Consider the following 14390-nt stretch of genomic DNA (forward strand, 5'->3'; position numbering starts at 1 on the left):
TGGGCCGGCGCGCCGGCCTGGTTTCAGCCCTTGAGCTGCGGGAAGTCGTCTTCGAAGTGTTCCTGCGGCCCGCGGCTGTCGCCTTGCCGGCGCTGCAGTTCCATCTGCCGCAGTTCTACCCGGCGGATCTTGCCGGAGATGGTCTTGGGCAATTCGCTGACGAACTCGATGCGCCGCACCCGCTTGTAAGGCGCCAGGTGTTCGCGGGCGAAGGCGAGGATGTCCTCGGCCAGTTCGGCACTGCCCGGCTGGTCGTGGGCCAGGATCAGGAAGGCCTTGGGCACCGCCAGGCGCAGCGGGTCGGGGCTGGGCACCACGGCCACTTCCATCACCGCCGGGTGCTCGATCAGGGCGCTCTCCAGCTCGAAGGGGCTGATGCGGTAGTCGGAGGCCTTGAACACGTCATCGGCGCGGCCGACGAAGGTGATGTAGCCGTCGGCGTCGATGGCCGCGGTGTCGCCGGTGCGGTAGAAACCGTTACGCATCACCTCGGCGGTCTGCTCCGGGCTGTCTTCGTAGCCGAGCATCAGGCCCAGCGGATGGGGATCGAGCGGCAGGGCGACTTCGCCTTCGCTGGCGGGCTGGCCATCCGGGTCGAGCATGCATACGCTGTAGCCGGGCAATGGACGGCCCATGGAACCGGGCTTGAGCGGCTGGCCGGGGGTGTTGCCAACCAGCGCGGTGGTTTCCGACTGACCGAAGCCGTCGCGCAGCGGCAGGCCCCAGGCTTGCTGGATTTGCTCGATGATCTCCGGGTTGAGTGGCTCGCCGGCACCGACCAGTTCGCGAAGGCGCAGGCGCTCGCGGCAGCCGGCCAGGTCTTCCTGGATCAGCATGCGCCACACCGTGGGCGGCGCGCACAGGCTGGTGATGCCGTAGCGCTCCAGCACCGCGAGCAGCGCCGGGGCACTGAAGCGCGCCGTGTTATGGATGAACACGCAGGCACCGGCGTTCCACGGGGCGAACAGGCAGCTCCAGGCATGCTTGGCCCAGCCCGGCGAGGAAATGTTCAGGTGCAGGTCGCCCGGCTGCAGGCCGATCCAGTACATGGTGGACAGGTGACCGACCGGGTAGCTCTGGTGGCTATGCAGCACCATCTTCGGCTTGCTGGTGGTGCCGGAGGTGAAATACAGCAGCAACGGGTCGCTGGCCTTGGTCACGTCGTCGGCTTGGAACTGGCCGGCATAGTCGGCGGCCCTGGCGTGATTGATCCAGCCGCTGACGGCCTCGCCGACACAGATGCGGGTGCAGCCCAGGGCTTGGTCAGCGAACTTGTCGGTATGGCTGCTGCCCACCACCAGGTGGCGCACGCCACCGCGCTCGATACGGTCGCGCAGATCATCGGCGGTGAGCAGGGCGGTGGCCGGGATCACCACGGCGCCGAGCTTGAAGGCCGCGAGCATGGTTTCCCACAGGGCGATATGGTTGCCCAGCATCAGCAGGATGCGCTCGCCGCGGCGCACGCCCAGTTCGCGCAGGTGGTTGGCCACGCGATTGGAACGCTCGGCCAGCTCGGCGAAGCTGTAGCACTGCTCGCTGCCGTCCTCCTCGACAATCCACAATGCTGGCGCTTGATTGCCGGCGGCCATGGCGTCGAAGTAGTCCAGTGCCCAGTTGAATTGGTCGAGTTGCGGCCAGCGGAACTCGCGTACGGCGGTGGCGTAGTCGCTGCGATGGGCCAGCAGCAAGTCGCGGGCGGCAAGAAAGGGGTGGCAGTTGCTGTTCATGGTTCTGGCCCTGTTTTGTTGTTGTAGGGACTGGCCTGATGCCCAGCTCGATCAGGCTTGTGCATCGAGTATAGATAGGCGTTTGCGCAGTAAGAAGGCGTAAATAAACCGGATAGATGTGCATAAATATAATAACCAGCGCAGCTCAACCGGCCCGCTATATCGCTAAATTGGTCTCGCCAGGACGGCTGGCTCAGGGTATATGTGTGCATATTTACGACCACCACTCTTGAAAGAGGCTGGGTGCATATGCAAAAAAACGCGGTAAGCGACAAGCTCAATTGGGACGACCTGCGTTTCTTTCTCGAAGTGGCGCGGACCCGCACTGCCAGTGCGGCGGCCCGGCGCCTGGGAGTGGACTACACCACGGTATCGCGCCGTATCCGCACCCTGGAGCAGAGCCTCGGGGCCCTGTTGTTCGAGAAATCGCGTTCCACCGGCTTTGTCCTGACCGTGGAGGGCCAGCGCCTGCTGGGCTACGCGGAAACCCTGGAAAGCACCTTGCTGGCTGCTTGCGAGCAGGTGTCGGGCTCCCGCCTGGGGCTTTCCGGACACCTGCGCATCGCCAGCACCGAAGCGTTCGGCTGCTGGTTTGTCAGCGCGCAGATGAGTGGCTTCCTCGAGCGCTACCCGCACATCTCCCTGGACATCCTGCCGGTGCCACACTTCGTCAGCCTGTCGCGGCGCGAGGCGGATATCGCCATCACCCTGGAGCGCCCGGAGCGCGGACCCTACGTCTGCTCCAAGCTGTGCGACTATCGCCTGCGCATTTACGCCACGCCCGGCTACCTGGCCAGCCATGCGCCGATCCTTGATCGTGAGGACCTGATCGGTCATCCCTTCGTCACCTACGTCGATGACCTGGCCTTCAGCTCCAAGTTGCTCTACCTCAACGACCTGCTACCCGGCGCTATCAGCCACCTGCGCAGCACCAGTGTGATTGCCCAGTACCACGCCACCCTGCAGGGACGGGCCATGGCCATTCTGCCGAGTTTCCTGGCCGGGCCGGATCCGCGCCTGTGCGAAGTGTTGCCGGATCAGGTCGACATCATTCGCCAGTTCTGGCTGTCCTACAGTGAGGACCTGCGCAAGCTCAAGCGCGTGACCCTGGCCGCCGAATACCTGCGCGCCTGTGCCGACCTCAATCGCCCGCTGCTGATGGGCGAGTCGACCGACATGCACTACCTGGCGATGGACTGAACCGGCGGGTTGCGGCCGCGCAAGCACTACGATTCAGGCGGCGCTATGCCCTGCGCCAAGGCCGCCGCTGCCAGTGTCCGGCGTCGCTGCGGGGGGGGATCCATGCGACCAATGGGTGACTGGACGGTCGGCTCGCTCTTGATATAGCTTGCCGTTAACGTAAGGATAAGGCTGGATGCTCGCCTGGGCTTCCACGCGCTGTAGGCCACCCCATTACAAGCACAAGAGGGCAAGCCATGAATCACCCCAGCTATACCCGCGGCCCGCAGGACAAGGCGCTGCTGGCCATGACCATCGGCCAGGCGTTCGATCGGACGGTGGCGCGCTTCGCCGGGCGCGAGGCCCTGGTGGTGCGCCACCAGGGCCTGCGCTACTCATGGGCCGAGCTGGCCGAGCAGGTCGACAGTTGCGCCCGTGCGCTGCTGGCGCTGGGCGTCGAGGTGGGCGAACGGGTCGGCATCTGGGCGCCTAACTGCGCCGAGTGGTGCATCACCCAGTTCGCCAGCGCCAAGATTGGCGCGATTCTGGTCAATATCAATCCGGCCTACCGCGGTAGCGAGCTGGAATACGCGCTGAAGCACTCCGGCTGCCGCTGGCTGGTCAGCGCCGATGCCTTCAAGAGCTCCGACTACCACGCCATGCTCGCCGAACTGTTGCCGGAGCTGGCCGCCAGTCAGCCGGGCCAGTTGCACAGCAGGCTGCTGCCGGAGCTGCGCGGGGTGATCAGCCTGGCCACGCAGGCGCCAGCCGGTTTCCTCTGCTGGCATGAGCTGGCGGGCCTGGCCAGGTCGGTCAGCGCCGAGCAGCTGATCGCGCGCCAGGCGTTGCTGCAATTCGACGACCCGATCAATATCCAGTACACCTCCGGCACCACCGGCTCGCCCAAGGGCGCGACCCTCAGTCACTACAACATCCTCAACAACGGCTATATGGTCGGCGAGAGCCTGGGCCTGACCGAACATGATCGCCTGGTGATCCCGGTGCCGCTGTACCACTGCTTCGGCATGGTCATGGGCAACCTCGGCTGCCTGACCCATGGCAGCACCATGATCTATCCGGGGGCCGCCTTCGAACCGCTGGCCACCCTGCAGGCGGTGGCCGAGGAACGGGCCACGGTGCTCTACGGCGTGCCGACCATGTTCATCGCCGAGCTGGATCTGCCGGAACGTGCCGGCCTGGACCTGTCCAGCCTGCGTAGCGGGATCATGGCCGGTTCCACCTGCCCGATCGAGGTGATGAAGCGGGTGATCGGCGAAATGCACATGGCCGAGGTACAGATCGCCTACGGCATGACCGAGACCAGCCCGGTGTCGACCCAGACGGCCGCCGATGACGACCTGCAGTGTCGGGTCAGCAGCGTCGGCCGCACCCAGCCGCACCTGGAAAGCAAGGTGATCGACGAGCAGGGACGCATCGTCCCGCGCGGCCAGGTCGGCGAGCTGTGCACCCGTGGCTACAGCGTCATGCTCGGTTACTGGAACAACCCCCAGGCCACCGCCGAGGCCCTCGACCCGGCGCGCTGGATGCACACCGGCGACCTGGCGGTGATGGACGAGCAGGGTTACCTGAGTATCGTCGGGCGCAACAAGGACATGATCATCCGCGGCGGCGAGAACGTCTATCCACGGGAGATCGAGGAGTTCCTGTTCGGCCACCCGGCGGTGGCCGATGTGCAGGTAATCGGCGTGCCCGATACCAAGTACGGCGAGGAGATCGCCGCCTGGGTGCAATTGCACCCAGGCCACGCCTGCGATGCCGAGACCCTGCGCGGCTACTGCAAGGCCCGCATCGCCCACTACAAGGTGCCGCGCTACTTCAGGTTCGTCGATGGGTTCCCCATGACCGTGACCGGCAAGGTGCAGAAGTTCCGCATGCGCGAACTGATGCTGGCGGAGCTGGAGCAGGGCGCCAGCTGATGGCGGCGGACCTGGCGTGGGCATGACGGCGACGGCGGTCGAGAAGGGCACTATCTCGGTGCGCCTGGTCGGCGAAGCCCTGCAGCAATGGCGCGCCCAGGGTCAGGACTGCACCGCGCTGCTGACCCAGGCCGGGATCGCTCCGCAATTGCTCAACAAGCCTTATGCGCGGGTCTCCGCGCAGGCCTATGCACGCCTGTGGCTGGCCCTGGCCAAGGCGATGGACGACGAGTTCTTCGGCATGAACCCGCGGCGGATGAAGTCCGGCAGCTACGCCTTCATGGCCCGCGCCGCGTCGCGCGAGCCGACCCTGGGTGCGGCCCTGGATACTGCGCTGGCGTTTCTCGGCCTGGTGTTCGATGGCCTGACGCCGCGTCTGGAGCGCCAGGGCGGCATGGCGGCGATCGTCATCGACGAGCCCGCGGGGCAAGCCTGCCGCGCCTTCGGCTGTTTCACCCTGTGGATGATCGTGCATGGCCTGGCCTGCTGGCTGGCCGGAAGACGTATCCCGATCCTGGCGGTCGAGCTGCACTGCCAGGCGCCGGACTATCTCGAGGATTACCGGGTGATGTTCAGCAGCAACCTGCGCTTCGCCCGGCCGCGCAGTCGCCTGCTGTTCAATGCCGAATGCCTGGAGCAGCCGCTACGGCGCAGCGAGCGCGAGCTCAAGCGCTTCCTCGCCGGCGCGCCGGCCAACATCCTGGTGCGTTACCGCGATCCGCGCAGCCATGCAGCGCGGATCAAGGTCTACCTGCGCAGCCTCAAGGCCGAGCGCTGGCCGGATTACGAGGCGCTCGCCAGCCACTTCTTCATGGCGCCCTCGACCCTGCGGCGCAAGCTGGCCCTGGAGGGCCAGTCCTACCAGGGGCTCAAGGACCAGGTGCGGCGCGACCAGGCCATCGCCCGGCTGGACAGCGGCGCGGGCAACTTCACCGAGCTGGCCTTCGATCTGGGCTTCGCCGACAGCAGCGCCTTCTACAAGGCGTTCAAGAAGTGGACCGGTACCACGCCGGGGCAGTACCGCGCGCTGATGCATCCCGAGCAGCAGCCCCCACTCTGAGAGGTTGTGAAAAAACTCCCGCCTACTGCGACCGCCTCCAAACGCCCGTTGCGGCGTTGCTCTAGGCGAAAAGCAGGGTCATTTAGCTCACTAAACTCCCTTGCTTTTCACCCCGCGCGCCTTGCCGCGAACGCCTGGAGACGCTCTCGCTACGGCGCTCGATATTTTTACAACCTCTGAGTCCAGTTGTCCAAATCGCTCAGGCCGATAGACGCCTGTCGACATTGCCGCCGCAGGCCGCCGCCGCGACTATTCAGGGACAACAACAAACCGAGAGTCTCCTACATGCAGGATTACCTCAGCGCTGCCCGCGACTTCGATCTGCCCAGCACGGCCGCCACCACCCTGGCGGGCTCCCTCGACGCCCTCAACGCCTGTGTCGAATGCTGCGACCGGCATGCCTTGCCCGGGCGCATCGCGCTGTTCTGGGAAGGTCGCGACGGCAGCAGTGCCAGCTACACCTTCTGCGAGCTGCAGGAGCAGGCGGCGCGTTTCGCCAACTTCCTCCAGGCCCAGGGCGTGGGTCCAGGTGACTGTGTGGCGGGCATGCTGCCGCGCAACGTCGAGCTGCTGATCACCATCCTCGGCACCTGGCGCCTGGGCGCGGTGTACCAGCCGCTGTTCACCGCGTTCGGCCCCAAGGCCATCGAGCACCGGTTGCAGACCTCCGGCGCCAAGCTGGTGGTGACCGACGCGGTCAACCGCGGCAAATTCGATGAGGTCGAGGACGCGCCGCTGCTGGTCAACGTCGCCGGCGCCAAGGGCCAGGGCATCCAGCGTGGCGATTTCAGCTTCTGGGCCGAGCTGGAGCGCCACTCGGCCGAGTTCGAGCCGGTGATGCGCTCGGCCGACGACCCCTTCCTGATGATGTTCACCTCGGGCACCACCGGGCTGGCCAAGCCGCTGTCGGTGCCGCTCAAGGCGATCCTGGCCTTTGTCGGCTATATGCGCGAGGCAGTCGACCTGCGTCCCGAGGACGCCTTCTGGAACCTGGCCGATCCCGGCTGGGCCTATGGCCTCTACTATGCGGTGACCGGTCCTTTGGCCATGGGCCATCCGACCACCTTCTACGAAGGGCCGTTCACGGTGGAGAGTACCTGCCGGATCATCCGCAAGTACGCCATCAGCAACCTGGCCGGTTCGCCCACTGCCTACCGCCTGCTGCTGGCCGCCAAGGCGCAGGCCGAGCCGCTGCTGCGCGGGCGCCTGCGCGCGGTCAGCAGCGCCGGCGAGCCGCTGAGCCCGGAGGTGATTCGCTGGTTCGAAGGCGGCCTGGCCACCACTATCCACGACCACTATGGCCAGACCGAACTGGGCATGGTGCTGTGCAACCATCATGCACTGGCCCATCCGGTACGCCTCGGCGCCGCCGGTTTCGCCGTTCCCGGGCACCGCGTGGTGGTGCTGGACGAACAAAACCGCGAACTGCCGCCCGGCCAACCGGGCATCCTCGCGCTGGATCGGCCGAACTCGCCGCTGTTCTGGTTTCCCGGTTATCAGGCCATGCCGACCAAGGCCTTCGTCGGCGACTACTACCTCAGCGGCGACACCGTCGAGCTGAACGAGGACGGCAGCATCAGCTTCGTCGGCCGCAGCGACGACGTGATCACCACCTCCGGCTACCGGGTCGGTCCGTTCGACGTGGAGAGCGCGTTGATCGAGCACCCGGCGGTGATCGAGGCGGCGGTGATCGGCAAGCCCGATCCGGAGCGCACCGAGCTGGTCAAGGCCTTCGTCGTCCTGCAACCGCAGTTCCGCGCCGACGCCGCACTGGCCGAAGAACTCAAGCAGCATGTGCGCAAACGCCTGTCGGCGCATGCCTACCCGCGCGAGGTGGAGTTCGTCGACGAGTTGCCGAAGACCCCCAGCGGCAAGATCCAGCGCTTTCTCCTGCGCAATCAGGAAATCGCCAAGGCCCAGGCGGCCGTTAACTGAACAAGGAACCACAAGCATGCGTATCCAAGACCGGGTATTTCTGATCACGGGTGGTAGTTCCGGCCTGGGCCTGGCCACCGCCCGGACGCTGATCGAGCAGGGCGCCAAGGTGCTGCTGGCCGACATCAACGTCGAGGCCGGCGCGGCGCGGGCCGAAGAGCTGGGCACCCAGGCCCGTTTCGTGCAGACCGACATCACTCGCGAGGAGGACGGCTGCCGCGCGGTGGCTGCGGCGCTGGAGGCCTTCGGCGGCCTGCACGGGCTGATCAACTGCGCCGGCGTGGCGCCAGCCGAGAAGATCCTGGGGCGCAACGGCGCCCATGGCCTGGACAGCTTCAGCCGGGTGATCCAGATCAACCTGGTCGGCAGCTTCAACATGCTGCGCCTGGCCGCCGAGGCCATGGCCCGGGGCGAGCCGAACGACCAGGGCGAGCGCGGGGTGATCGTCAACACCGCCTCGGTTGCCGCCTTCGACGGGCAGATGGGCCAGGCCGCCTATGCCGCCTCCAAGGGCGGCGTGGCCGCCCTGACCCTGCCGGCGGCGCGCGACCTGGCGCGTTCGGGGATCCGCGTAATGTGCATCGCCCCGGGCATCTTCGAGACGCCGATGATGGCCGGCATGCCGCAGGAGGTGCGCGATTCGCTGGCGGCCAACGTGCCATTCCCGCCGCGCCTGGGGCGCCCGGACGAATACGCCGCGCTGGTGCGCCACATCATCGAGAACCCCATGCTCAATGGCGAAGTCATCCGTCTGGATGGCGCCCTGCGCATGGCGGCGAAATAACGTTGTCAAACCTTTAAAGAGCGGGCGAAAGATGGGCCAGGCATGCTTTTGTGGGAGCGGCTTCAGCTGCGAGTATCGCGGACAAATCCGTTCCTGCGGCTAGCCACCGGCCTCTTTACACCCGGCCAGTTTTCCCCGGAGTGCATCCGGGCGAGGAGAGAGTGACATGAGCATGAATACAGATCCGGTCGTCATCGTCAGCGCCGCCCGCACGCCCATGGGCGGCTTCCTCGGCGACTTCAAGGCGGTCACGGCCGCGCAACTGGGCGCCGCGGCGATCCGCGCCACCCTCGAGCGTGCGGGTCTGGCCAGCGACGCGGTGGACGAGGCAATCATGGGCTGCGTGCTGCAGGCTGGCCAGGGCCAGGCGCCGGCGCGCCAGGCGGCGCTGGGCGCGGGCCTGAGCCAGGGCACGGTGTGTTCGACGATCAACAAGATGTGCGGCTCGGGGATGAAGGCGGCGATGTTCGGCCATGACCTGCTGCTCGCCGGCAGCGCCGAGGTGGTGATCGCCGGCGGCATGGAGAGCATGTCCAACGCGCCCTATCTGCTGGAGCGCGCACGCAGCGGCTACCGCATGGGCCATGGCCGGGTGCTCGACCACATGTTCCTCGACGGCCTCGAGGACGCCTACGACAAGGGCCGGCTGATGGGCACCTTCGCCGAGGACTGCGCCGAGGCTTACGGCTTCAGCCGCGAGCAGCAGGATGCCTTCGCCATCGCCTCGCTGAGCCGCGCCCAGCAGGCCATGAACGAGGGCCGCTTTGCCAGCGAGATAGTCGCGGTGGAGGCCAAGGCCGGCCGCGAACTGCGCCTGATCGACAGCGACGAGCAGCCGCCCAAGGCCCGCCCGGACAAGATTCCCACCCTCAAGCCGGCGTTCCGCGAGGGCGGCACGGTGACCGCGGCCAATGCCAGTTCGATCTCCGACGGCGCCGCCGCGCTGCTGCTGATGCGCCTGTCCGAAGCCGAGAAACGCGGCCTGACCCCGCTGGCGGCGATCCGCGGCCACGCCACCTTCGCCCAGGCGCCGAACCTGTTCGCCACCGCGCCGGTCGGCGCCCTGCAGCGGCTGATGACGCGCACCGGCTGGACAATCGGCGAGGTCGACCTGTTCGAGGTCAACGAGGCCTTCGCCGTGGTGCCGATGGCGGCCATGCGCGACCTCGACATCCCCCACGACAAGCTCAATGTGCATGGCGGCGCCTGCGCCCTCGGCCACCCGATTGGTGCGTCCGGCGCGCGGGTGCTGGTGACCCTGCTCAGTGCCCTGCGCCAGTACGACCTCAAGCGCGGCGTCGCCTCGCTGTGCATCGGCGGCGGCGAGGCCACGGCCATGGCCATCGAGTTGCTCAACTGAACCGGGAGAGCCCCATGATTCCATCCGAACAAGACCTGCAGATCCGTGACATGGCCCGCCAGTTCGCCCAGGAGCGGCTCAAGCCCTTTGCTGCCGACTGGGACCGCGAGCACCGTTTCCCCGCCGAGGCCATCGCCGAGATGGGCGAACTGGGCTTCATGGGCATGCTGGTACCGGAAGACTGGGGCGGCGCGGACACCGGCCACCTGGCCTACGCCATGGCCCTGGAGGAGATCGCCGCCGGCGATGGCGCCTGCTCGACCATCATGAGCGTGCACAACTCGGTGGGCTGCATGCCAATCCTCAAATACGGCAGCGAGGAACAGAAGCAGCGCTTCCTCCAGCCGTTGGCCGAAGGCAAGATGCTCGGCGCCTTCGCCCTCACCGAGCCCCAGGCCGGTTCCGATGCCAGTGACCTGCGCAGCCGCGCGCGGCGCGACGGCGAGCACTATGTGCTCAATGGCAGCAAGCAGTTCATCACATCCGGCAGCCACGCCGGCATGGTCATCGTGTTCGCCGTGACCGATCCGGCGGCCGGCAAGAAGGGCATCAGCGCCTTTATCGTGCCCACCGACAGCCCCGGCTATTCGGTGGTGCGCATCGAGGACAAGCTCGGCCAGCACGCCTCGGACACCTGCCAGATCCAGTTCGACGACCTGCGCCTGCCGGCCAGCCTGCGCCTGGGCGAGGAGGGCCAGGGCTACCGTATCGCCCTGGGCAATCTGGAAGGCGGGCGCATCGGCATCGCCGCCCAGGCGGTGGGCATGGCCCGCGCGGCCTTCGAGGCGGCGCGCGACTACGCCCATGAACGGCAGACCTTCGGCAAGCCGATCATCGAACACCAGGCGGTGGCCTTCCGCCTGGCCGACATGGCAACGCAGATCGCCGTGGCGCGGCAGATGGTCCATCACGCTGCTAGCTTGCGCGAGGCCGGGTTGCCGTGCCTGACCGAGGCCTCGATGGCCAAGCTGTTCGCCTCGGAGATGGCCGAGCGGGTCTGCTCGGCGGCGTTGCAGACCCTTGGCGGCTATGGCTACCTCAAGGACTTCCCGCTGGAGCGCATCTACCGCGACGTGCGCGTGTGCCAGATCTACGAAGGCACCAGCGACGTGCAGCGCTTGGTGATTGCGCGCAGTTTCTAGATCCCGGTCGCCTCGTGCGCGCAAAGGCGCCGTACGGGGCGACTGGCTAGACTGTGCGCGGGCTCTGCGGCGGCGGGTTGATGCCCATGGACAGATAAATGCTGGTAAAGGCGTCGACGCCGATATTGGCTGGCTTGACCCATTCCACCGGTACATACAGCAGCCCGCCGCCGATGGGGATGGGCGCGGTGGGTACCAGTACCGCGTAATAGCTGCGGCCATCGATATCAATTGCTATGGGGTTGGGCATCAGCGCCAGCACGGCCACACCATCGCCGCCGAACAGGCACCACACGGGGCTCATGGCGTTGATGTCGGCCCCTTCCTTTTTCTCCAGCAGGGCGACAAAGCGATCCGCCAGGTTGTACAGCTTGCCGAACAGCGGAATGCGCCGCAGGGTCAGGTCGGTCAGCCATTGCAGCGGGCGGCGCAGCCCGAGCTGCACACCCAGGCCCAGGACATAGATGCCCAGCAGCAGCGCCGCAGTACCCAGGGTGTACGCCAGGTAGGCATTGCTGGCGTATGGCTGGCCCATGCTGGAAAACACCTGGCCGATATAGCTGGACGGCCCAATTACCCGGTTCAACAGACCGACCACCCAGGACAGCAGCGTCAGGCTCAAGGCCAACGGCAGCAAGACGATCAAGCCGGTTAGCCAGGTGGCGAGGAGGGCGTTGACGCTTTTCTTGAACATGGATGAGATCCGGTAGGTGGTGGTGGCCGGCAGACAGCTGCCCGGGTTCTGTGGGTGGACGGCTGCTTCAGGCGATGGTTTTAAGGGTGAAGACGTCGGTGATCCGCTGCGACTTGCCATCCCAGACGTAGCGCAAGTGCACGCCCTGGTGCGGGATGCTCGCCGCCGGCGGGCGGAACAGGGCGGCGCATTCGCCTGTGGGGTGGCGCACGCTGCGGTAGAGCAGGCCCCAGGAACCCTGCTGGCGCCGTTCGGCGGCGAAACGCTGGGCGATCGGGTAGGCGGCCGGATCCGGGGCGTGCAGGTGCTGGTGATCCTGGCGAATGTCGTCCAGCGCCTTGACCACCCGGCAGACGTAGGCCCGCAGGGTCAGTTCCAGGCTCGGCTCATGGGTCGCGCGCAGGAAACGCTCGCGGTGGTAGCGGGTTTCCGCCACCGCGGTGTGCAGGCTGTCGCCACAGTAGTAGACGCCATACTGGCCGGCGGTGAAGCGGCTGATCGCGCCGACATGGGTGAAGGCGGCCATCAGCGGCGACGAGCCGGGGCCGCTGACCCGGTCTGCTGGCGCCACGTGAGCGAGCAGGCCGGCTTCTTCGCGCAGGCGGTCGTTGGTCAGGCCCTCGATCAGGTACGCCTGCTCGAGGTCGGCGGCATCCAGCACATCCTCGAACAGCGAGATCGGTGGAAAGGCACTGGACACCAGGCGGTAGGCCCGCGGCCAGGCGGGCAGGGTCTGCCTCAACCCCGGACTCCGTCGAGATAACGGCGCACGTCGGCGAGGTCGACCACGCCACCGGCGAGCATCAGCTCGAGTGCACTGCTGCCGTTGAACGGTGCCTCGCTGTTGGCCTTTTTCACCCACTCATAGGTGGAGGGTTTGTCGCCGAACAGGATGCGCAGCGACTTGTGAATACCCATCAGGTAGGAGACGCGCTCCATGGTGTCGCGGGGCAGGCGCACTTCCGGCAACTGTCGGTATTTGTACAGGGTGCTGCGGCCAATCGAACCGAGCAGCACCATCTGTTCCTCGACCGAGCACTGCCACTTGTCCATCAGGTTGAAGAAGAACTTCAGCGCGACCTGACCGGCCTTGGGCGACTCGATGTCGAGGGCTGGTGCGTTGCGTTGTGCGGTAGCAGTCATGCCGGCTTCTCCACTTGTAGACTTAATTGCAATACTAGTCTTCATATGGATGCATGGCAACGCCTGGTGAAATGCTCGCCGCACAGCCGGGTCCACTCAGGCCGGGTCCTGAGCGCTAACCCGCACCGGGGTTCGATCAGCCTGAAAGGTGGCCAGGTGCCGCTCGGCAGCATTTCGATAATTGTCTTGTGCAAGGCTTGTCGAACAACTTGGTTAGCGCTAACATCGATTCAAACAATGAGCGGCCCCACACCGATGGCGCCCTGGAGAACCCATGCAGACAGTCAATCCTGCGACCTGGCTCAAGCCGGCGCGCCGCACCCTGGTAGTCATGGGGGTGAGTGGCTCCGGCAAGAGCGAGATCAGCCAGGCCGTGGCCAGCGAACTGAACTGGCGGCATATCGAAGCCGATCAGTTCCATCCCGCGGCAAACGTCGAGCTGATGCGCGCCGGCACTGCCCTCACCGATGACGACCGGATCCACTGGCTGGATGCGTTGAGTGGCGAGATGCAGGCCGCCCAGGCTGAAGGTGAGGGTTTTGTGCTCGCCTGTTCGGCGCTCAAGCGTGGCTACCGCGAACGTCTGCGCGCCGCCGTGCCGGGTTTGCAGTTCGCCCATCTGGAGATCGATCGGGCCACCGCCTTGCAACGGGTGGGGGCTCGCCCCGGACACTTCATGCCGATCTCGCTGGTCGACAGCCAGTTCACCACCCTCGAATCGCCCCGCGACGAACCCCATGTGCTCAGCGTCAGCGCCGCCCAGAGTCGCGAGGCAGTGGTCGCGCAGATCTGTGCCTGGGTACGCCGCGACGCCACGGGTGAGGAGATCGAGGCACAAGTGGATCTTTCTTCGCAGCCGCTTGATAGCGCTAACCATGCGGCGCAACTGACGGCCGAACCCATCTACAGCGGTGGAGTGGCGCAGCTGTTCGACCGCCTCACCGACGGCCTGATGGCTGCCCTGATGGCCTTCATGGTGGCCGCCGTATTCATCAACGTAGTGCTGCGCTATGCCTTCGGTACTGGCTGGGCCGGTGTCGAGGAACTGTCGCGTTTGGCTTTCGTCTGGCTGGTGTTCGTCGGTGTGGCCTCGAGCATGCGCCGCGGCGAACTGATGACCTTTCGCATGATCCGCGACCGCTTCCCCAACGCCATTCGCCGCCTGGTCGACTCGCTCAGCTGGCTGCTGGTGATCGGCGCCAGCCTGCTCTCGGCCATGGGCGCCTGGAGTCAGGTGCAGTACGGCTGGGGCAATCACAGCACGGTGGTCGGCTACCCGGTGGTGCTGGCGATGGTGCCGGTTCTGGCCAGCATGGCGGTGCTGGCACTGTTGGCGCTGGTGCAATTGATCAACGTCTGGCGCCGCCCGCGCGAGCAGGCGGCGGCGCTGGCCAATGTCACGGCTGATTGAGCGGTTTTTCGTGTTGCA

General features: G+C 66.3%; 12 protein-coding genes. 8 read left to right on the forward strand and 4 right to left on the reverse strand.

Annotation, left to right across the window (positions count from 1 at the left end):
• Positions 1 to 23: 23 nt before the first annotated feature.
• Positions 24 to 1727, reverse strand: a complete 1704-nt coding sequence (locus tag PH586_RS07150; RefSeq protein WP_271347085.1) for an AMP-binding protein — start codon at positions 1725 to 1727, stop codon at positions 24 to 26.
• 249 nt (positions 1728 to 1976) lie between these two features.
• On the opposite strand from PH586_RS07150, the gene PH586_RS07155 reads away from it, so the two are divergent.
• From PH586_RS07155 to PH586_RS07185, 7 genes are all read left to right on the forward strand, one after another.
• Positions 1977 to 2927, forward strand: coding sequence for a LysR family transcriptional regulator (locus PH586_RS07155; protein ID WP_271347521.1), 951 nt, complete (start codon positions 1977 to 1979; stop codon positions 2925 to 2927).
• Positions 2928 to 3163: 236 nt separating this feature from the next.
• Positions 3164 to 4843 (forward strand): AMP-binding protein, encoded by a 1680-nt coding sequence (locus tag PH586_RS07160; protein WP_271347086.1) that lies wholly within the window; start codon positions 3164 to 3166, stop codon positions 4841 to 4843.
• A 22-nt stretch (positions 4844 to 4865) separates the two neighbouring features.
• Positions 4866 to 5903 (forward strand): AraC family transcriptional regulator, encoded by a 1038-nt coding sequence (locus PH586_RS07165; protein ID WP_271347087.1) that lies wholly within the window; start codon positions 4866 to 4868, stop codon positions 5901 to 5903.
• Between the two features lie 285 nt (positions 5904 to 6188).
• Entirely contained in the window at positions 6189 to 7838 is a 1650-nt protein-coding gene (locus PH586_RS07170; RefSeq protein ID WP_271347088.1) for an acyl-CoA synthetase, read from the forward strand.
• A 16-nt stretch (positions 7839 to 7854) separates the two neighbouring features.
• A complete protein-coding gene (locus PH586_RS07175) occupies positions 7855 to 8622 on the forward strand; it encodes a 3-hydroxyacyl-CoA dehydrogenase (protein ID WP_271347089.1) in 768 nt (255 codons plus the stop codon).
• A gap of 172 nt (positions 8623 to 8794) precedes the next feature.
• Complete coding sequence (locus tag PH586_RS07180; RefSeq protein ID WP_271347522.1) at positions 8795 to 9982, forward strand: acetyl-CoA C-acyltransferase; 1188 nt, start codon at positions 8795 to 8797, stop codon at positions 9980 to 9982.
• A gap of 14 nt (positions 9983 to 9996) precedes the next feature.
• On the forward strand, positions 9997 to 11124 hold the full coding sequence (locus tag PH586_RS07185) for an acyl-CoA dehydrogenase family protein (protein WP_271347090.1): 1128 nt from the start codon (positions 9997 to 9999) through the stop codon (positions 11122 to 11124).
• 46 nt (positions 11125 to 11170) lie between these two features.
• Here the strand turns inward: PH586_RS07185 and PH586_RS07190 are convergent, their stop codons facing one another.
• The 3 genes from PH586_RS07190 to PH586_RS07200 form a co-directional block, all read right to left on the reverse strand.
• Complete coding sequence (locus tag PH586_RS07190; RefSeq protein ID WP_271347091.1) at positions 11171 to 11818, reverse strand: DUF502 domain-containing protein; 648 nt, start codon at positions 11816 to 11818, stop codon at positions 11171 to 11173.
• Between the two features lie 67 nt (positions 11819 to 11885).
• Positions 11886 to 12560, reverse strand: coding sequence for an RES family NAD+ phosphorylase (locus tag PH586_RS07195; RefSeq protein ID WP_271347092.1), 675 nt, complete (start codon positions 12558 to 12560; stop codon positions 11886 to 11888).
• On the reverse strand, positions 12557 to 12961 hold the full coding sequence (locus tag PH586_RS07200; RefSeq protein ID WP_271347093.1) for an MbcA/ParS/Xre antitoxin family protein: 405 nt from the start codon (positions 12959 to 12961) through the stop codon (positions 12557 to 12559). The genes PH586_RS07195 and PH586_RS07200 overlap by 4 nt, the downstream gene beginning before the upstream one ends.
• 331 nt (positions 12962 to 13292) lie before the next feature.
• Between PH586_RS07200 and PH586_RS07205 the strand changes: the two genes are divergently transcribed.
• A complete protein-coding gene (locus tag PH586_RS07205) occupies positions 13293 to 14372 on the forward strand; it encodes a gluconokinase, GntK/IdnK-type (RefSeq protein ID WP_271347523.1) in 1080 nt (359 codons plus the stop codon).
• Positions 14373 to 14390: the final 18 nt, after the last annotated feature.

The organism is Pseudomonas aestuarii, assembly GCF_027988105.1.
Classification (GTDB): Bacteria; Pseudomonadota; Gammaproteobacteria; order Pseudomonadales; family Pseudomonadaceae; genus Aquipseudomonas; species Aquipseudomonas aestuarii.

Bases quoted from the DNA above. Each gene is read 5' to 3' on its own strand.
- PH586_RS07185 (WP_271347090.1), top strand. From the start codon at position 9,997: ATGATTCCATCCGAACAAGACCTGCAGATCCGTGACATGGCCCGCCAG.
- PH586_RS07160 (WP_271347086.1), top strand. From the start codon at position 3,164: ATGAATCACCCCAGCTATACCCGCGGCCCGCAGGACAAGGCGCTGCTG.
- PH586_RS07205 (WP_271347523.1), top strand. From the start codon at position 13,293: ATGGGGGTGAGTGGCTCCGGCAAGAGCGAGATCAGCCAGGCCGTGGCC.
- PH586_RS07190 (WP_271347091.1), bottom strand. From the start codon at position 11,818: ATGTTCAAGAAAAGCGTCAACGCCCTCCTCGCCACCTGGCTAACCGGC.
- PH586_RS07180 (WP_271347522.1), top strand. From the start codon at position 8,795: ATGAATACAGATCCGGTCGTCATCGTCAGCGCCGCCCGCACGCCCATG.
- PH586_RS07175 (WP_271347089.1), top strand. From the start codon at position 7,855: ATGCGTATCCAAGACCGGGTATTTCTGATCACGGGTGGTAGTTCCGGC.
- PH586_RS07200 (WP_271347093.1), bottom strand. From the start codon at position 12,961: ATGACTGCTACCGCACAACGCAACGCACCAGCCCTCGACATCGAGTCG.
- PH586_RS07150 (WP_271347085.1), bottom strand. From the start codon at position 1,727: ATGAACAGCAACTGCCACCCCTTTCTTGCCGCCCGCGACTTGCTGCTG.
- PH586_RS07155 (WP_271347521.1), top strand. From the start codon at position 1,977: ATGCAAAAAAACGCGGTAAGCGACAAGCTCAATTGGGACGACCTGCGT.
- PH586_RS07170 (WP_271347088.1), top strand. From the start codon at position 6,189: ATGCAGGATTACCTCAGCGCTGCCCGCGACTTCGATCTGCCCAGCACG.
- PH586_RS07165 (WP_271347087.1), top strand. From the start codon at position 4,866: ATGACGGCGACGGCGGTCGAGAAGGGCACTATCTCGGTGCGCCTGGTC.